General features: G+C 34.3%; 19 protein-coding genes. 9 read left to right on the top strand and 10 right to left on the bottom strand.

All coding sequences use genetic code 11. From position 1 onward, the window contains the following. The first annotated feature begins 10 nt into the window (after positions 1-10). The 9 genes from EGH73_RS02795 to EGH73_RS02755 all read left to right on the top strand — a co-directional run bounded on the left by EGH73_RS02795 (position 11) and on the right by EGH73_RS02755 (position 8,374). On the top strand, positions 11-850 hold the full coding sequence (locus EGH73_RS02795) for a GLPGLI family protein (RefSeq protein ID WP_123280587.1): 840 nt from the start codon (positions 11-13) through the stop codon (positions 848-850). A gap of 48 nt (positions 851-898) precedes the next feature. After that, positions 899-1,111: a hypothetical protein gene (locus EGH73_RS02790; RefSeq protein ID WP_123280586.1), complete on the top strand. Its 213-nt coding sequence runs from the start codon at positions 899-901 to the stop codon at positions 1,109-1,111. A gap of 46 nt (positions 1,112-1,157) precedes the next feature. After that, on the top strand, positions 1,158-2,159 hold the full coding sequence (gene gwsG / locus EGH73_RS02785; protein ID WP_123280585.1) for a grasp-with-spasm system ATP-grasp peptide maturase: 1,002 nt from the start codon (positions 1,158-1,160) through the stop codon (positions 2,157-2,159). Continuing rightward, positions 2,146-2,352 (top strand): hypothetical protein, encoded by a 207-nt coding sequence (locus EGH73_RS02780; RefSeq protein ID WP_123280584.1) that lies wholly within the window; start codon positions 2,146-2,148, stop codon positions 2,350-2,352. The genes gwsG and EGH73_RS02780 overlap by 14 nt, the downstream gene beginning before the upstream one ends. Continuing rightward, positions 2,333-3,445, top strand: coding sequence for a grasp-with-spasm system SPASM domain peptide maturase (gene gwsS / locus EGH73_RS02775; RefSeq protein WP_123280583.1), 1,113 nt, complete (start codon positions 2,333-2,335; stop codon positions 3,443-3,445). The genes EGH73_RS02780 and gwsS overlap by 20 nt, the downstream gene beginning before the upstream one ends. Before the next feature lie 37 nt (positions 3,446-3,482). Continuing rightward, entirely contained in the window at positions 3,483-4,133 is a 651-nt protein-coding gene (locus EGH73_RS02770) for a hypothetical protein (RefSeq protein ID WP_123280582.1), read from the top strand. 39 nt (positions 4,134-4,172) lie between these two features. After that, entirely contained in the window at positions 4,173-6,365 is a 2,193-nt protein-coding gene (locus EGH73_RS02765; RefSeq protein ID WP_123280581.1) for a peptidase domain-containing ABC transporter, read from the top strand. Continuing rightward, a complete protein-coding gene (locus tag EGH73_RS02760) occupies positions 6,355-7,659 on the top strand; it encodes an HlyD family secretion protein (protein ID WP_123280580.1) in 1,305 nt (434 codons plus the stop codon). The genes EGH73_RS02765 and EGH73_RS02760 overlap by 11 nt, the downstream gene beginning before the upstream one ends. Before the next feature lie 538 nt (positions 7,660-8,197). Further along, positions 8,198-8,374: a histone H1 gene (locus tag EGH73_RS02755; protein ID WP_123280579.1), complete on the top strand. Its 177-nt coding sequence runs from the start codon at positions 8,198-8,200 to the stop codon at positions 8,372-8,374. 57 nt (positions 8,375-8,431) lie between these two features. Here the strand turns inward: EGH73_RS02755 and EGH73_RS02750 are convergent, their stop codons facing one another. The 10 genes from EGH73_RS02750 to traK form a co-directional block, all read right to left on the bottom strand. Then, the gene (locus tag EGH73_RS02750) at positions 8,432-9,115 is read right to left on the bottom strand and encodes a hypothetical protein (RefSeq protein ID WP_123280578.1); all 684 of its coding nucleotides are present in this window, start codon (positions 9,113-9,115) and stop codon (positions 8,432-8,434) included. A 7-nt stretch (positions 9,116-9,122) separates the two neighbouring features. After that, positions 9,123-10,214 carry a hypothetical protein gene (locus EGH73_RS02745; protein WP_123280577.1) on the bottom strand — a complete coding sequence of 364 codons (1,092 nt, stop codon included), beginning with the start codon at positions 10,212-10,214 and terminating at the stop codon, positions 9,123-9,125. A 26-nt stretch (positions 10,215-10,240) separates the two neighbouring features. Then, complete coding sequence (locus EGH73_RS02740; protein ID WP_123280576.1) at positions 10,241-10,849, bottom strand: hypothetical protein; 609 nt, start codon at positions 10,847-10,849, stop codon at positions 10,241-10,243. A 19-nt stretch (positions 10,850-10,868) separates the two neighbouring features. Next, on the bottom strand, positions 10,869-12,050 hold the full coding sequence (locus EGH73_RS02735; RefSeq protein WP_123280575.1) for a DUF3945 domain-containing protein: 1,182 nt from the start codon (positions 12,048-12,050) through the stop codon (positions 10,869-10,871). After that, positions 12,040-12,906, bottom strand: coding sequence for a M23 family metallopeptidase (locus tag EGH73_RS02730; protein WP_245985388.1), 867 nt, complete (start codon positions 12,904-12,906; stop codon positions 12,040-12,042). Before EGH73_RS02730 ends, EGH73_RS02735 begins: the two co-directional genes overlap by 11 nt. Positions 12,907-12,921: 15 nt before the next feature. Then, complete coding sequence (locus EGH73_RS02725; RefSeq protein ID WP_123280574.1) at positions 12,922-14,919, bottom strand: type IV secretion system DNA-binding domain-containing protein; 1,998 nt, start codon at positions 14,917-14,919, stop codon at positions 12,922-12,924. A 118-nt stretch (positions 14,920-15,037) separates the two neighbouring features. Further along, on the bottom strand, positions 15,038-15,931 hold the full coding sequence (locus EGH73_RS02720; RefSeq protein WP_123280573.1) for a DUF4138 domain-containing protein: 894 nt from the start codon (positions 15,929-15,931) through the stop codon (positions 15,038-15,040). A gap of 3 nt (positions 15,932-15,934) precedes the next feature. Next, a complete protein-coding gene (gene traM / locus EGH73_RS02715) occupies positions 15,935-17,194 on the bottom strand; it encodes a conjugative transposon protein TraM (RefSeq protein ID WP_123280572.1) in 1,260 nt (419 codons plus the stop codon). 1 nt (position 17,195) lies between these two features. After that, positions 17,196-17,567, bottom strand: coding sequence for a hypothetical protein (locus tag EGH73_RS02710; protein WP_123280571.1), 372 nt, complete (start codon positions 17,565-17,567; stop codon positions 17,196-17,198). Continuing rightward, positions 17,567-18,181, bottom strand: a complete 615-nt coding sequence (gene traK, locus EGH73_RS02705; RefSeq protein ID WP_123280570.1) for a conjugative transposon protein TraK — start codon at positions 18,179-18,181, stop codon at positions 17,567-17,569. Before traK ends, EGH73_RS02710 begins: the two co-directional genes overlap by 1 nt. Positions 18,182-18,184: the final 3 nt, after the last annotated feature.

The following is an 18,184-nucleotide window of genomic DNA, read 5'->3' as shown; positions in this document are numbered from 1 at the left end:
AACAATTAGAATGAATATTTACAAATTTTCAATAATAACAGCCTTAATTTTTTGTTGTATTAATTTTTCTACTAAAGCACAGACTTACAGATTTATCTATGAATTAGAATTTAAAAGTGACTCAACTTCTAATTATACACAAAAAGAAAATGTAGTACTTGATATTACGAATAGGAAAGTGAAATTTTATGATTATAATTTCATAAAATATGACTCAATAAATAAAAATACAGGATCAAATATCCAAACGTCTTCAATGACAGACCAGCTTGTAACTAGAGATCTTAATTCTTTTATTAATAATCAGTATTTTACTTTTCACTTTGACTACTTTTTAATTAAAACAAACGATATTATCAATTGGAAGATTGAACGAGAGACAGAGAAAATATCTGATTTAACGGTGCAAAAAGCTGTGGCTTTTTTTGGTGGCAGAGAATGGATTGCATGGTTTGCTAAAAGCATTCCTTTTAATGAAGGACCTTATAAATTCAGAGGGTTACCAGGTCTTATTGTTAGTGTTCATGATTCTAAAGGTAATTACACTTATAATCTAATTAAATCTCAGATTATCAAAAACAGTTATGATACTACCAATTTTTTGGAAACCAGATATGGCAAATCTCCGATTGAGATTAATCTTTCACAATACCAAAAATTACTCATGGATAATTATTCAGATCCAGTTGCTGGTTATAAATCAACTATTAAAGGCGGAGGCACAGTGTTAATTAATAATCAGAAAATTCAAAATAACAATGATCTTGATAATATGAGAAGAAGTATTAAAGAGAGGATCAGAAAAAATTACAATCCTATAGAACTGGATAAAGCTGTTCATTATAAATAAGAATCTTCGAAGATTGACATATTTTATTAACATTAAATTTTTTAAACAATGAAAAAAACATTAGAAAAATTCAAAGCAAGTCATTTAGAAAAAGCGGAGCTTTTTAATACAATGTCAAAAAAAATATTTGGCGGTGATACGTCGTCGAATGGTCAATCTACAGCTTCGACTGGAGCTGATGGAGATAATGCAACTAGTGATCAGGATCAGGATCCTAACGGTCCAACAGCGCCGGTTGAAACATTAGAACCTATAGGTTAATATTTTTTATGGGGGATTAAATCCCCCTTTAATTCTTTTGGGTAATATGATAATAATAATAAGTATTTCAAATGATGGTACTACAAATGAGGTTATAAACTGGATTACACACTTAAGTGACGAAAAGATTTTAAGAATTAATCTTGATGTTGATGAAGTAAAATTGTTAAAATTTGATGATGATGAGAAAAAATTTATTATTCAAGTTAATAGCATTGAACATAATTTATATGAATGTACTTCATATTGGTATAGAAAGGGTGGAAAAATTATAAAACATATCCCTGGACAATATTTTGGTGCTGGTCATCATAACATTTCTTATTTTTTAGATATGGGCATTCGTGTGGAAAGTGATGTATTAGATTCATTTATTTATAATTTTCTAGAAGAAAAATCAGTTTTTTCAATTGGTAAGAGATCAAATGCTACTCCAAATAAATTAATTGTATTAGAGATGGCTAAAAATATTGGAATTAATATCCCCGAATCATTTTTATTTACTCGAAAAAAGGATGTACTTGAAAAAATAAAAGTAAAAAGTTTAATTACAAAAGCAGCATCGGACGGAATATATATATTCAATGATGATTACTCTTATTACACTTATACTGAACTAATGGATAATAAAAATTTAAAAAAACTTCCGGATACTTTTTTTCCTTCATTATTTCAAGTTAACATAAATAAAAAATTTGAGATAAGATCATTTTTTTTAGGGGATCAGTTTTTTTCGATGGCTATATTTTCTCAAAATAGCCAGCAGACAAAAATAGATTTTAGGAAATATAATCAAACTATGCCAAATAGAAAAATTCCCTATAAACTACCTAAAAAAATGGAGGAATCATTAAAAATTTTAATGAAAAATCTTGATTTGAATACAGGGTCTATAGATTTAATTGTTGACAAGAATGATAATTTTTATTTTCTTGAAGTCAATCCAGTTGGTCAGTTTGGTATGGTTTCAAATCCTTGTAATTATATGCTCGAAAAAAAGGTAGCCTTGTCTTTAGTAAACAAAAATTTCAGTTATGAAGAAGAATAAAGTTTTAAGTATTAGCAATAATTATTTCCTTCCATCATTTATGAACTACATATTTTATAACAAAATGGTAGGTAAAGGTGTTGAAAATAAACTTTTCAAATACTCAAAAACACAAAAAAGAGTTTTTGGACGCACAAATAAGACAATGCCTATTTCTAAAATAATTTCTTTAAATGAAACACATGAATTTTAGAGTTCAGAAATATTTGCTAATATATCCTGATTGCATACCTGTAAAAGGTTATCTAAAAAGTACTCTTTGCGATTTCACTAGAAATAAAATTGTATCATTTGATTCATCATTTTTTGATCTTTTTCAGGAGTTCAATAGTAAAAATTTAGTCGACTTATATAAAGATTTTCATGAAGATTCACATGAGAATCTTAATACTTTCATAAACTTTCTGTTAGAAAATGGATTTGGTGAAATAGTAGATGATATAAATAATTTTAAAGAAATTAATATAGGCGGTTGGGAAGCATATGGCACAATTGATAATGCAATTATTGATGTGGAAAATTTAAAACATGATTTCGACAAATTAATCACACAATTAAATTTTTTAAAATGTAAGTTTTTACAAATAAGATTTTATAGTACAATTTATAGTTTAGATGAGATTAATACAATCTTAAAAATGGCAGAAGATACATCTATTGAAGGGATCGAAATTATTTTAAAATACGATAAGTTATATCGTGAAGCAGATTATATATCTTTTTTTGAAGAGAATTTCTTAATCTCAGCATTGTACATTTTTGGGTTTTCTGAAAAGAAAGATGTTTCAGTTACTTATGGTTTTAATGGTAAAATAACCGACAAATTTGTGCAAAGCAAGGTTTTTTTTCTAGATCAGAATCTAATTAATGAAGCTCATTGTGGGATTATTGATAAGAGTTATTTTTGTGTTAATACTATAAGTGATTTTTCTCACAATAAGTTATACAATAGTTGTTTAAATAAAAAAATATCAATTGATAGAAAAGGTAATATAAAAAACTGTCCATCTTTATCTATTTCATATGGGAATATAAGAGATTTAAACCTTTGGGATGTAATTGATAGTGAATTTATGAAGATATGGAACATAAAGAAGGATGATATAGATATTTGTAAAATATGTGAATATAGATACGTTTGTACGGATTGTAGGGCTTTTTTGAAAAAACCAAGTAATATCTACAGTCAACCTTTAAAGTGTGGATATAATCCTTACGAAAATAAATGGGAAGATTGGAAAGCAACTATTCATGAAAGTGTTTTAACATACTATGGTATACTGTAGAATAGCAATTATTTTTTTAAATTTTTCTTGTATTTTAATGAGGTCACAAGATATTTCTAAGTTTAAATGGAAATCGGAGGATAAACTTGCAGATGCAAAAAATAGGCAAGATAGCTCTAAATGGGATTCAAAAATATTTAAGCAAGATCTTATAAAATATCATAGAATAAAGACAGGTTTTTTCCCCGTACCATATTATTCACTTATCAAGAATAACGATTTTTATGGTGTAGGTTATGATGGTAATTTTAAAGGTATTGAATTTAAGAACCATGAAAAAATTGTGTACATATATTTTTACTTCAATAATCAAGTTAAAAATGATTATACTTTCTTCTCAATAGCTATAAATATTAGTTCTGATAATCTTACTCAGGAAATTTCGTCTAACAACATTCAAGTTGATATTACTTCTAGAAATCATCCCAATTATTTAGCAACTGGAAAAATATTTAACGGTCAATCTGAGATTGTATTTCAGGCTTTTTATACTGGTGATGACCATTCATATGCTATAGTTAATCAAAGGTTGTTTGATTTATCGCTAGGAAAATTAATTTTAATTAAGTCAATTAATGATGGATCTTTAAGGGCATTACAACTTGATTTTAAAGGTTCCGACAGAGATGAAGAAATTGAAAAGATTATCACTAATAATGTTTTATTTTATAGTAAAGATATTAATTGATAATAAAGTTTACATAATCAAACGAATAACTATTTAATTTTGAAATCTTTTCCTTTTTATAGACAGCCGGATTTAAAAGACTGCGGACCAACTTGCTTACGAATTATAAGTAAGTTTTACGGCAAAACCATTCCATTACAGCAAATTCGTAATCTCTCTGAAACTACAAGAGAAGGTAGTTCTTTATTGGGACTAAGTGATGCCGCAGAAAAAATCGGGCTTAAAAGTTTGGGCGTTCAGGTAGATTTTAAAACTTTGGTAGAAGAAGTTCCCTTGCCCTGTATTGTGCATTGGAATAAAGTTCATTTCGTTGTTGTTTATAAAATCGATAAAGCCGGAACGGTGTATATCTCCGATCCCAGTTATGGTTTAATTACTTATAACAAAGAAGATTTCATCAAATTCTGGATTGGCGAAAATGCCGATGAAAATACCGAAGAAGGCATTGCGTTACTTTTAGAAACTACTCCCGATTTTTATAATAATGAATTCGAGAAAGAAGAAAAGAAAATGAGTTTTTCCTTTCTTTCCAAGTATCTTCTCAAATACAAATCCTTGGTTATCCAGCTTGCTGTCGGTCTTATCGCAGGAAGTTTGCTGTCTCTTATTTTGCCGTTTCTTACCCAGAGTATCGTGGATGTTGGGATTCAGAACCAGGATTTGCATTTCGTGTATTTAGTGCTCATTGCACAGCTGATGCTGTTTTTCGGAAGAATGGGGATTGAAGTCATCCGAAGCTGGATTTTACTGCACCTTTCCGCAAGAATTAATATTTCAATCATCTCCGATTTCTTCATCAAACTGATGAAGTTGCCCATTTCATTTTTTGATACGAGAATGACGGGAGATATTATGCAGAGAATCAACGACCACCACAGGATTGAACAGCTGCTTACCAATTCTTCTCTCAATACATTGTTTTCTCTCGTCAATCTCATTATCTTCAGTATCGTTCTGCTGTTTTACGATTACAGATTATTCCTGGTGTATTTGGTGGGAGCAAGTTTGTATATCGGCTGGATTTTATTCTTCCTGAAAAAAAGAAGAGAGTTAGATTATAAAAGATTTTCCCAAGTTTCACAAGAGCAAAGCAAGGTTATCGAGCTCGTAAACGGAATGCAGGAAATCAAAATGCACAATGCCGAAAAGAAAAAACGCTGGGATTGGGAGTTCTTGCAGGTGAAATTGTTTAAAATCCAGATGAAATCGCTTTCATTAGAACAATGGCAGTCAGTTGGCGGAAATTTTATCAATCAGATGAAAGATATTCTGGTAAGTTTCCTGTCTGCAAAACTGGTTTTAGAAGGAAATCTCACTTTAGGAATGATGCTTTCTGTGCAGTATATCATTGGTCAGCTCAATAGTCCGCTTTTGCAACTGGTCGATTTTATAAAACAAACTCAGGATGCCAAAATATCAATGGAACGTTTGGGAGAAATCCACGACAAGGAAGACGAAGAAAGCACCGATGAACAATATGTAACTGAAATTCCGCAAAACGATATTGAAGTTAAAAATGCCTCGTTTCGCTATATCGGCTCAGAAAATTTTGTTTTTGAAGATCTTACCCTAAGTATTCCTTACCAAAAAACCACTGCCATTGTCGGCGCCAGCGGAAGCGGAAAAACCACGCTTTTAAAACTTTTAATGAAATTTTACGAACCCAATAAAGGTGAAATCAAAATAGGAAATGCCAATCTTAAAAATATTTCTCCAAGATTTTGGAGGGAACATTGCGGCGTTGTGATGCAGGAAGGCTATGTTTTTAATGACACCATTGCAGAGAATATTGCAGTCGGCGAAGATTATATCGACAAAAGTAAATTGAGAAAAGCTGTCGAAATAGCCAATATCAAAGATTTTATTGAAGAATTGCCGTTAAGCTACAATACCAAAATCGGAAACGAAGGCGTTGGCGTAAGTGGTGGCCAAAAGCAAAGATTGTTCATTGCAAGAGCCGTGTATAAGTCTCCGGAATACATTCTTTTTGATGAAGCCACATCTGCATTGGATGCCAACAACGAAAAAATCATAATGGAAAATCTGGAGCAATTTTTCAAAGGCAAAACAGCCGTCGTGATTGCCCACAGGCTTTCCACAGTAAAAAATGCAGACAAAATCATTGTTCTGGACAAAGGAAAAGTCGTGGAAGAAGGAAATCACAAAGAATTGGTCGCTTTGAAAGGCGAATACTACAGATTGGTAAAAAATCAGCTAGAACTTGGAAACTAAAAAAGACATCTTAGACAACATAGAATTCCGCAGTGAGAGCGTTCAGGATATTCTAAGCCAGCCGCCGAATTGGATGATTCGATGGGGAAATACCGTTATTTTTATCATCTTGCTCCTTGTATTACTGATGAGTTATGTGATAAAATACCCAGAGTTTATCACGTCACCGATTATCGTTACTTCACAAAACCCACCCGAAAAGTTGGAAGCAAGAGCCAATTCCAAAATAGAGAAAATTTTAGTAAAAGACCACCAAAAGGTCATTGCCGGACAAGTGATGATGATATTGCAGTCCACAGCCAACTATCAGGATGTTTTGGAATTAAAAAAAGTGATGGACTCGCTGCCCAATAACCGTATGATGTCTTTTCCACTACAGGCGACAACAAATTTGAAGTTGGGAGAAATACAGGGCGATTACAACAGCTTCGCCAAAGCCTTTCAGGATGAAAGATTATTTACAAGATTACAGCCTTATGCTCCCGAAAATCTTGCCGCAGACCAAAGCCTTTCGGAATATAAAGGAAGGATTTCCAATCTCCTGCAACAAAGAAATATTGAGGCAGCCAAATACGATTTGACAAGAAAGAACTTCCAGCGTTCGCAGGAATTATTCAATCAAGGCGTGATTGCTTCAATGGAGCTGGAAAATGAAAAAATTAAATTCCTACAGGCAGAGCAGAATCTGAAAAACATCAATATTTCGCTTTCCCAAATGCAGGAATCAATTTCCAATCTTCATAAAACCAAAAGCGGGACATCCATCAATACGGAAAAAGACAAAATCAATTATTCTTCCCAAACCTTGCAGTTGTACGAGCAATTGCGCCGGTCGCTGAGACAATGGGAACAAAATTATCTCATTGTTTCTTCTACGGACGGCATTGTGAGCTTTCAACAATTCTGGGGAGAAAACCAATTTGTCAAACCAGGCGATGTCGTAATGTCCGTTTTGCCGGAAAACAAAGAATTTATAGTCGGAAGAATGCAGATTCCGTCTGCCAATTCCGGAAAAGTGCAAGCCGGGCAAAAGGTATTGATAAAGTTGGATAATTATCGCTTTCAAGAATATGGAATTGTGCAGGGAAAAGTACAGAACATCTCGCTCACGCCTGATGATAAAGGCAATTATTATGTAGATGTCATTCTTCCGAAAGGTTTAAAAACTTCCTACAACAAAACACTTCCTTTCGACAAAGAGCTGAAAGGGAATGCTGAAATCGTAACTCAGGATTTAAGGCTAATAGAAAGATTTTTCTACCAAATTAGAAAATTGTTGGGTTATCAGGTTTAATTTTTAGTGAAGTTAATTTTCAAATAACATACATAATTACCAACACTTAAAATTTTATCATTATGACAAAAATCAAAAAAAAGAACTGAACATCAATCACAAAAAAGGAAATTTAAAACTTCTAAATGGGGATAAATTATATTACACTTATTTTTTTGCAAAAAGAAAAATAATAAAACAGCAATTCAGTTTTATTTTTTTCTTTCATACGAATAACAAGCATAGAAATGAAGAATTAGATATTTGGTTTAACGTTTCCAAGAAAATCAAAAACACTTATCTAGTCAATGGAACTATTTCCACAAGAAGTTCCAAAGTCATTTTCGATTTATTCATTTCAAAAGAAAAATCAGGAATAATGTTTAATGACCAATTTTACGATTTGTCAACAGGAAGAATTTTTTTTTTTAAAGAAAAGGACAGAAGATTCATAATAGAGCAATTTTAATGTCGAAAAAATACATCTTAGTTCAATTTAGAATGGTGGAAACAATTATATTTGCAATCCATTTTTAACAAATTATAATTTACAAAACAGATGAAAGAACTAATCGAAAAGATTAATGCGGAGTTTGAAGCGTTCTCCAAAGAAGCAGAACAGCAGTCCGAGAAAGGAAACAAAGCAGCAGGAACAAGAGCAAGAAAATCAGCTTTGGAACTGAGCAAATTGTTCAAAGAATTTAGAAAAGTGAGCGTTGAGGCTGGGAAAGCATAGGCAGTTTATTTTCTACATAAAAAAATCCCAAATGCAAAATTTGCACTTGGGATTTTTTCATTTTTTAGAATTGCTAATCTCCTTATTATACTCAAAAATTTCGGCAGCTTCCTTGTCCCAATATTTTCGAGGCAAAAAAATAACGGTAGAAAATAGATCACGTTTTTTATCGTAACTGTCAATCCGTTCCAATCTTCCGGAATAATCTCTGTCAGCTATCAGATTCAAAGAATACGGTAAAATCGTATCCGTTTTGGCAATATAGAAAATACTGTAATTTTCTTTTGTCGCAATTTGGAAACGTCTAAATTCTTTTTTACCATACAAAATGGTGTCAGTAAGATTTTTCCTTTTATCGTAATCAAAAATAGGAATATTCACCCAAACAGCTCCAAACTTCTTTTTAAATAAATCTTTCGGGATTTCATTTTGCTGTTTTTCTTTAAAAACCAGAGATTTCGCATCCATCAGATTTCCTGCATTGAAGTAAACAGAATCTCGAATGTAATACACGCTGTCAATCATTTCCGGAATCTGAATATTCGGAACCAGTTCTACAATATCTGAATTCTCATAATTGATTTTAGAAATCATAATCTGCTGATGGTCTTCCAAACCTTTAGAAGCATTGTAGTAAATGTTCGTCAGAATATCGATGCCACCTTTTTCACTTCGGATTTTTCTATCTTTTTCACACGAAACAAAAAGCAGAAGCACCGAAATCCAAATAAAATTTCTCATTATTCAGTTACATTTTTCGGGAATAGTTCTGCTGGTTTTTCACTTCGTTGGTTTCAGAATGGTCTTTTCGGAAAGCCTGTTCGTTGGAATTCATCCTTTTCATTTTATTGTCGTAGAGATTCAGCATTTTGTATTGCGGGTTCAGAATCGCTTTGCCTTCCGTTATTTTATTGCTTTGGTCGGAGAATTTTACGGAGACAATATTTCCCTTTTCAAGCGACTTTTGGGTGATTTCTTTATGCTTTTCGTTGTCGAAAATAAGATTTGATTTTTCCATAATTTTTGCCACATCAATTCCGTAATTCTTGTTGAAAACCTGCAGTTTGAAATTCCCTTTTTCGTTTTTCTCTTCGTTCAGTTTTAGTTTCACAAAAGCTTCCTCATTCTGATTGTTTTTCTGATTGAAAATTTCCGTTTTCACCGCTCGTCCTTCCAGCAGATTGATGGCTTCCTTTGCCGTGAAATTCCCTTTTGCAGAGAAAGTATGGGATAATTCAGTCCCTTTGTTTTCGTTTTTCAGGTTTGCCTGAAATGTGTTAAGATAGACAGAATCATTGTTGGCAGAACGCTGAAAATTCAGTTTAAAATTCACTTCATTGCTCTTGAAAGAAGCTTTGTCTGAAGAAATAGTGATTGTAAATTCTTTTTCTTTGGAGTTTAATTTTTCAGAAAGTTCTTTTTGCATTAATAAATCTTCTCCCATCCCAAGATATTTGATTTGGTCTTTCAGAGCGATAAAGTTTTTATCCTCTTTATGGACATTATTGGTTTCATTTTGCGCATTCTGATTTTGTTGATTTTCCTTAGTTTCAGTAGTTTCCTTCTGATTACTGACGGTTTTTTGAGCTTTTTCGTATTCCGATTGCACGGTTTCCAGAACGTTTCCTTTTTCGGTCTTCTCTTTCAAGATGTCGATGGAAGTCCCGTTGATGCTCACTTTCAGGCTTTCTTTTTCGTCCAGTTTTTGTCCCGCTTTCTGAATTTGGGTGACAAGATTATTCGGTGTGGACATTTTCTCAAAAAAAGGTTTTTCCTGTTTCGGAAGCTCGATTTTTACCTTTAAATCGGCTTTTTTGGTTTCAAAGATGTTGTTTTCCATAATGATTTGATTTATAAATTAAAGGTTTACCAATAAAGGTTTTGATTGATGATTTGAGAGGATAAAAAATGATTTCTAACGCTGAATTTCCGGTCATTGATTCCAAGCAAAAAACAGATTTTGCTTTTGCTGATTTGATGATGACTTAACTGAATATCAATATTTTTGTATTGAATATTAAGCTCGATTTTTCTTTCTATCTGAATTGTTTGATACGAAATTCCCTTATCCAAAAGTTCAAGATACAAAGCCACCAAATCAAAATTTCCAGGAGAGTGAAAGAAATTCAATCTTGGAAGAAGCGTTTTATTTTCAGTAAATTTTTGCTGAAGAAAGGTCTTCACAAACGGAATGCTTTTCATCCCGGCGATTACAATCCGGGCATTTTTAAAGTAACTTTTATTTTTAATTTGAAATAAAAGCATCGCTTCCTTCAGATTTCTAAAAAAGTAAAGCTGATGGACCATTGCATCATCAAAAGGCTTGATAATGAGGAAAAAATCCGTTGTTTCCACATTCGTTAAATCCTTATATAAAATGCTCCACGAATTTTTGATTTTGCCTTTGAAATAAAGATTTCCGTTGCCGCTGATTGTTCCGCCGAAAAGGTCGATGGTATCTAATTCCAGTTGCATTTTAAGACTTTAAAAAAATTTATCGTCCTCTTTTAAAAGCCGGTAATTGTGATTTTTCCTCTTCAATAATTTCTTCTTCCTTTTTTCGATTGGCATCTTCGTAGGTATCTCGGTCATTCACTTTCAGGCGAACAGAATCATCATTCTTTTCCTGTCTTTGATGTTCTGGATTTTTGGCTTGTACATTGGAAATTTCTTTACTCACAACATTGAGATCGGAAATAATCTTTTTGTTATCCGGATATTGTTCCGCTTTGGATTGCAGAAAACCTTTCAGTTTTTGAAGTTCCAAAAGATACTTTTGACTTTCCACCTGTTTTTTATTTTCTTCCTGCATTTTTGCAAGCTTCTGAATTCCTTTGATGAGCATAAAAGTAATTCCGCCATCAATCATTATAGAAGTAATCAAAAGTGCTTTTACAGAAGCCGATAATTTTTTATCATTATCCGCTTTCGGACTGAGTTGAATCACTGTTTCATCATCCAGTTTCACTTCTTTTCCTTTACGAAGTTGCTGTAGTTGTTTTTCAGAAAGCGTTTTTCCATTGACGGTTTGCAGCTCGTAATGAGTGGTATCCAAATCTTTGATGGTCTTTTCCTTAGAATCCAATTCAAAAAGTTTGGACTGAAGCTGTTTATTCTTTTCTTCAAAAGCACGAATCAAAAATAGATTGTCATACTTGGTGATGTCTTTTGCTTCTCCATCAATTTTAGTTTGGAATGTCGATTTTTCGATTCCCGTTTGGTTGATTTGGATTTTGTCTCCGACTTTAAAATCTTTGAGAACTTCATCTAATTTATTCCCAAAAAACAAAGTCTTGCCTCGCTCATTTTCAATTTCGAGAAAGCTTGTCTTCTCATTGTCCAGATTATGGTTGAAATGACCTTTTCCGATGTGGGTAATCGTTCCATAATCTGCCATTACCTTGTACAGGTTCGTGCTTTTTGAAGAAATCTCAAACAATTCTGCTGAAGACAAATCTTTATGATTGATAATGTCTTTGGTGTAGGCATTCACATTCAACTGGTCATCCTTGATGTTGAACGTCAGTCGGTTTTCTTCGTTTTCTGCGATGAGAATTCCTCCTTTCAGAAAGTTTTGGATTTCATTGTCAGAAAGTTTTTGGGAGAAGGAATTGTTTTCGGTCATAATCCCGAATTTCTTCAATTCATCGGTAAGTAAGTTGGTATTATTTTCCATTGTTATAATCTGCTAAAGCGTTGTTGGTTTGTATTAAATCATTTAAAAACTGAATAGGATTGATGTATCTTCCGTTCTCCTTTACGGCGAAATGCAAATGTGGAGCAGTACTTTTCCCCGTATTTCCGCTTAGAGCGATAATATCTCCGGCATAAATCAAGTCGCCTTCCGAGTAAAAACTTCGGGTAAGATGCATATAAACTGTTTCAAAATCCTTGTGCCGGACTTTGATGTAGTTTCCTGCACCGCCACTGTAATCGGCTTCGCTGACAATGCCGTCCAAAACCGCATACACATAATCGCTGTTTGCTCGAAGGTCAATTCCTGCGTGAAACTTATTCACTCTGTCCACAGGATGAAAACGGTTGCCATAATTGGAGGTAATCAGCATTCTTTTGAGTGGCATAAAAACAATTTGTTTTTCTGTAAACTCGTTGTTGCTGTTCGTAATTAGACTCAATCGTTTGTAACGAACTTTCTTATCGGGTAAATCTTCAATTTCATCTAAAGGGAAATCCTCTTCTAAATCTGAGGCAATGCTATTTTCATTGTTTTTGGGTTCATCCATTTTTGAAGATGATTTGGACTTTATTTTTTCTTTTTCTTTGGGAACTTCTTTTTCTTGCTCTGAAGATTTATTTTCTTCAGCTTCTTTCGGAGTTTCCTGTGTTTTAAGTTCTCTTTTCCGTTTACTGTTTCCCTCAATGTGATAAGAGAGAAAATTTCCGCTGAAATGATTTTCTGCGAATTGGGGAACTTTGATGCTGTTCAGCCTGCTCCCATAAGAGACCGTATTGAACTGCGAAAAATATTTGGAGAACAAAAACAGAGGAAGAATTAGAATGGCTTTTTTCATTTTTTGAATTTTAAATTAAGTGGAGGGCACACTGTGCCGGAATTCTTTTACGATAAGTTCTACTTCACGGTTGATTCGCAGGAAATTGGACATCAGAACCTGATTTTTATTGTCGGTTCCTGATTCATCTTGGAAACTGTAATAAACAGGGAGCTCTACATAATTTTGTTCTTCCAATTGGATGGCTTCCATATCGAGGTTTATTTTTCCATGAATTGCAGAAGTTTTGTATTCTTCCGTTTCGTTATTTTCGTCTTGGGCAATAATTCCAACCATTTCTCCGGTTTTCAATCCTGCAATTTTTCCGGCAGGAATCAGATTGTCCATTTTTTCCTGAATGGAAATCGTTGTCTGATTATTATTGATGGACATAGATTGTGATTTTTGCTTCACTTTCCCGAAAACTTTTTCAAGCCAATCGAGTGTACTTTTATCACGGGCACTTCCGCTGAGAATATTTCCGATTATCGCTGTAATCGTATCGGCAACCTCTTTTTTATAAAACTGTTTGAACTGCGGAATTTCCTGTAATCCCAAAAGAACAGCCACTTTATTACTTCTTGCAGTGGCAATCAGATTGTCGATTTTATGGATGTAAATCGTGGGAAGTTCATCTGCAATAATTCCACTTGGAAGATTTCCTTTGGAATTGATTTGCTTTAACAATCGATTCAGAACCGTTGAATACAAAGCTGAATTAATATCCTGCGTATTCGGGTCGGAAGCCAAAACCACAATGGTCGGGTTTTCGGGATTGGAAATTTTCAGATTCACTTCGTCTCCGGAAAACACCCAAAAACTTTCCTTGGTTGCCAGTCTTGACAGGAAGATTTTCAAGGTTCCGATCTGTCCTTCCAACTGGTCAAAAGCCTTGTTGTCATACGCCGATTTGAAGGTTGAAAGCAAAGAATGCAATTCAATGTTGGTAAATAGCGTATCAAAAATCTCATCATAGCTTCGGTTCACAAAAGACAGCAAATGCGGAAGTGTGGAAAATTTCCCGTTCTCATATTTTGCAAGAAATGCAATACAGGAAGCCAGAAAATTGATTGCAGATTGAGTAAAAAACTGGTCGCTTCCGCCTCCGGAACCGCCACCTTTTTGCAACGATGAAACCATTGCTTCTGCCATTTCCTGAGCTTCAGCCAATGTGGACAGATATTCTTTTCGCAAAGGATTGACCCGTTTGGATTTTTCGACTTCATTGAGGTTGATGACTACAAAATCATAGTTGTAGTCCTTTTCGTTCTGCTTTTTTAACAAATAATGATAATAGGCTATTTTTCCCAAGTCTGGAAATTTGTAATCATAAATACAAAGACAAAATCCTTTCTGAATCAGCTGTCGGATGGCAGGATTAATAACTCCGAATGATTTTCCGCTTCCCGGTGTCCCGATGACAATCGTTCCCCGAAAAGGATTGATGTTTATCCAACCCTTATTCATTCGCTTGTTGTAGTAAAATAAATACGGAATATTGATGGAGAAGTCGCTATTGACAAGCTCTTTATTTTGGTCAAAGCTTTCCTCTTCAATGTTCCATCGGTCTTTACCGAGTTTATGTTTCATAATCTTGCTGATATTGTCTGCTCCGAGAAGCGTAATCAATACACCGAGAAAGGATAAAAGCGCATAAATTCCCTGATAAATATTAAAATGCGGAGCCAAAAGCATTGCCTCTTTTCTGAAGGTATCTTCGATAAACATCAACGAACCGAACATCATTAGCAGACCCGAAACAATCGGTATAATGATGGATTTCGTAATGTTGATGTTCTGATTTTTCTTCGGCTTGGTTCCAATGGCAATCAGGATAATCAATACTATTTCTGCAAACTTCGCATTGAGTGGTGGAAACAGAAACGGCATTTTGGCGAAGGATTTCAGAAGTTTCGGGAGAATGGGAATGGCGGTTCCGCCGAAAAATAGAATCGTACATTCTGTTAACACCAACATATAGATCGCTTTTTGAAAGAAACCGTAAATCTTTTGTTGTTCTTTGCTTTCCTGCATAGATGGTTTTTTAGATTTAGAAAAACAGCAAGAGAGTCCGATTTAAAAAACCGGACTTTACTTGCTGTGGAGAATTATGATGAAAATGTGTTCCTGAGTAATAGACAGTCGATGACTGTTAAAATGTATCAGCTTCCAGGATATCGGAATATTTCACTTCCAGATTGATGGTTCGTCCGCTGATCTGATTTTCAATAAGCCGGATGTTCAGAACCTTGTTATTAGGAAAAGTAAATTTTTTGAAGACAAAAATATTCCGGTAGGATTTTTTGAATCTTTTTAAATCATACAAACGGAAAACAGGCTCAATGTCTATGAACTGAACATTCGTTGCTTTATAAATCTTCTTGTCATCGATGGAGAATTTCAGCTTGTCAATATCATATGATAGATTGGTTTTATTCTTAAAGCTTATATCGAGAAATACGTAATCTCCGAAAGTGTAGACACTATTCAGCTGTGAAACCAGCCCCAAATCTTTGTTTGTGCGGATTTTCCGGTCTTCTTTCTTGCTGATAAGTTCCATCGCATATTTCCTTAATTCAACATTGGACATATTGAAATCGGGAAATTCCAAAGCTTGCATATCTTGTGGAAGAATTTCAATATTACTGATGATATTGCCGTTTTGTTCATTCTCAGAATAAATCAGCTGATATTGCGCCATAAAAGATTGTCCTACAATCGTAACTACGCCTAGTTCCTGATTTTCATTGAATATAATCGGGATTTCCAAAGTTTTTCTAAGGCTGTCGTTTACAAAATGTTTCTCTTCTTCAATTTGTTGAATTTTGATTCTGACCACATTTTCGGCAGGCAAATCCCCAATCAGTTTGTTAGTGCTTAAATCCACGAACTGCACCGGTTCAGGACTTCGGAAATGGAGATTCACGTCCTTGGAAATATTGATTTTAGGAAGCGTGTTTTTATAGATTTTTGAAACAGAATTATTTTGTGCAAACGAGTAAGCAGGCAATAGAAGTATTGCCAGTTGGAGTATAAAATTTTTCATTGTCTAAGGTTGGGTGTTGGTTTTGTAAATGTTCTTTTTTCGGTTTTCGAGTTCTTTGTTATCGATGAGATAGACGAAAGAGTTGTATTTGATTTTCGCCTTGTTGGTTCTTATCAAATCAGCAATGGTTTTGGAAGTGGATTGATAAACGGATGAAATCGTATTCGTGAAAAAATCCGTACTTCCGCTGGAGAGATTTTGTCCCTGTACGATATTCTGACCCATTGTCCGTGTCATTTCCCTGAATGCAGAACTTGGCACATACAAACCTTCCATTCCGTCAATATCATAAATATTAAGATTGATGGGAAGAATTTCATTTTGATGCATCACGGAAACAATATACAAATTGACTCTTTGTAGAGAAAATCCACTGATCAGAGCATATAAAGGTGTTCCTTTGGTAATTTTGGTATTGCCGACATAAACATCTTCCAATAAACGAATCCTGATTCTGCTTCCGAGAAAACCTTTGATGTTCTCGTCAATCACCGCTTTGATAAAAGAGCTTTCTTTCTGCTTATAGATGGAGTTGAAATCCGCACTTTTGGAAGCTTTGGTCACTTTAAGTGTCGAATTGAGGAAGAAGTCAACATCCTTATCATTTTTTTTCATTCGTTCCAAAGCCTTTGCCTGCTCTTTCAGTTCAGGATTATTGGCTTTCTCGATGCTATCCATCAGCATCATTTGCTCACGCATTAGCGACATTTGTTGATTTTTCCAATCAGAAGCTTCATTATTTTTTCCTTCAGAACTTTCCGAATTTTTCGGATTGTCATTGTCGCCATTGAGCATTTTCAACATCTTCATACTGCGTTCGTACTGTTCGTCTTCCCTTTGCCGACTTTGCCTTCCATCCATTGCATTGTAATAGGATTGCTGACGGGATTGTCGGGAAAGATTATTGAGTTTTTCTTTTTCACGGGCATAATTAAGGCTGTCCACATAACGTTTCTGGCGATCGGAAAGATTGTCGTCAAACGATTGCAAGCTGTCCTGTTCGTCTCCGAAACCGTCAATCATCGTTCTTCCGTCCGTTTTTTTATCAAAAAAATCCGCATAAGCATCGGTTTTTCCTTTAATATCTGAACGTTCACCAATACTTCCGAAATCCGTGGAAATATCCTTGCTCGTTGTCAGCTGGTTTTTGTCTTTCGACATTCCTTCCGAGAACTGGTTAAAAAAATGCCCGACCATCAGAACAAAAGGCAGGGCAATCAGAGGAAGAATGTATTTGGGTTGTTTTAAATTGATTTTCTTCATTTCATTTTTTTATTTGATATTTATCCAACAGGTATTTGATGTGGATGCTGTCCGAACCGTTTAATACTGTTTTCCTGCGGTAGTATTCAAGCTCTTTCATTGCTTCCCTCATATCCATTATCTTTTCTGTTTCCCGGATTGGAGTTGCGAGAGAGTTGGTGGCATCTTTGAAGATGTTTTCCTTTTTCATCTTTTCATACTTAGGAACGGAAACTTTCTGAATGTAGATCAGGTTCCCGATGGAGAAAAGGACAGAGAATAATATTAATCCGAACATTATATAAAATGCTTTCCGGGGTTGTGATTCTGCAAAATTTTCCACTCTTTTCCAAAGCGGAGACTTTTCTTTTTTGATGGTAGTTTCTTTTTCCATTATCTGAATTTTTCTTTGACGGATATATCCGAGTTATCCAATGTTTTCCATTTTTCGATCAATGCGCCGTGCGGATTGTTGGGTGAGCGAGGAACGTCTTTGATAGAACCTTCCGTTACCAGTCTCCGGATGATAAGCTGTGTTTTCCGCTTAATGGTCTGCTTTCCGTAATAGGTAAATCTTAAGTTCTGCTCATCAAGTTTGATACTGTCTGCCTTCACAGTCATTACAGAGTTGGAGGAAATAATCTGATTGTAAAACCCTTTTTCCTTCAGATTCATATATTCTTTCATTCCGCTATCATCGATCAGATACAATGCTTTTTTCGCTTGGTCTTTGATGTAATCATCATCCGCAGAAAGTGTGAAGAACAGAGAATGAAACTGGTCAATCTGTGCCTTATATTCCACAGGGCGATTCAGTAATAGATCGGTTTGTTTGACCAAAACCGGAACGCCATTGTCCAATACATAAATGGATTTTCGGGCATCCTGAATCTGCTTGTAGGAAAACACAAATCCTGCAATCACGATAATAACAGATAATACAATACATCCGATGGAAGTGACTTTGTTGATCTTTATTTTTTGTTCGATATTTTTTACGATTGCCATAAT

Source organism: Epilithonimonas hominis, from assembly GCF_003730015.1.
GTDB lineage: Bacteria > Bacteroidota > Bacteroidia > Flavobacteriales > Weeksellaceae > Epilithonimonas > Epilithonimonas hominis.
This window is presented reverse-complemented; position numbering and strand designations above follow the sequence as displayed.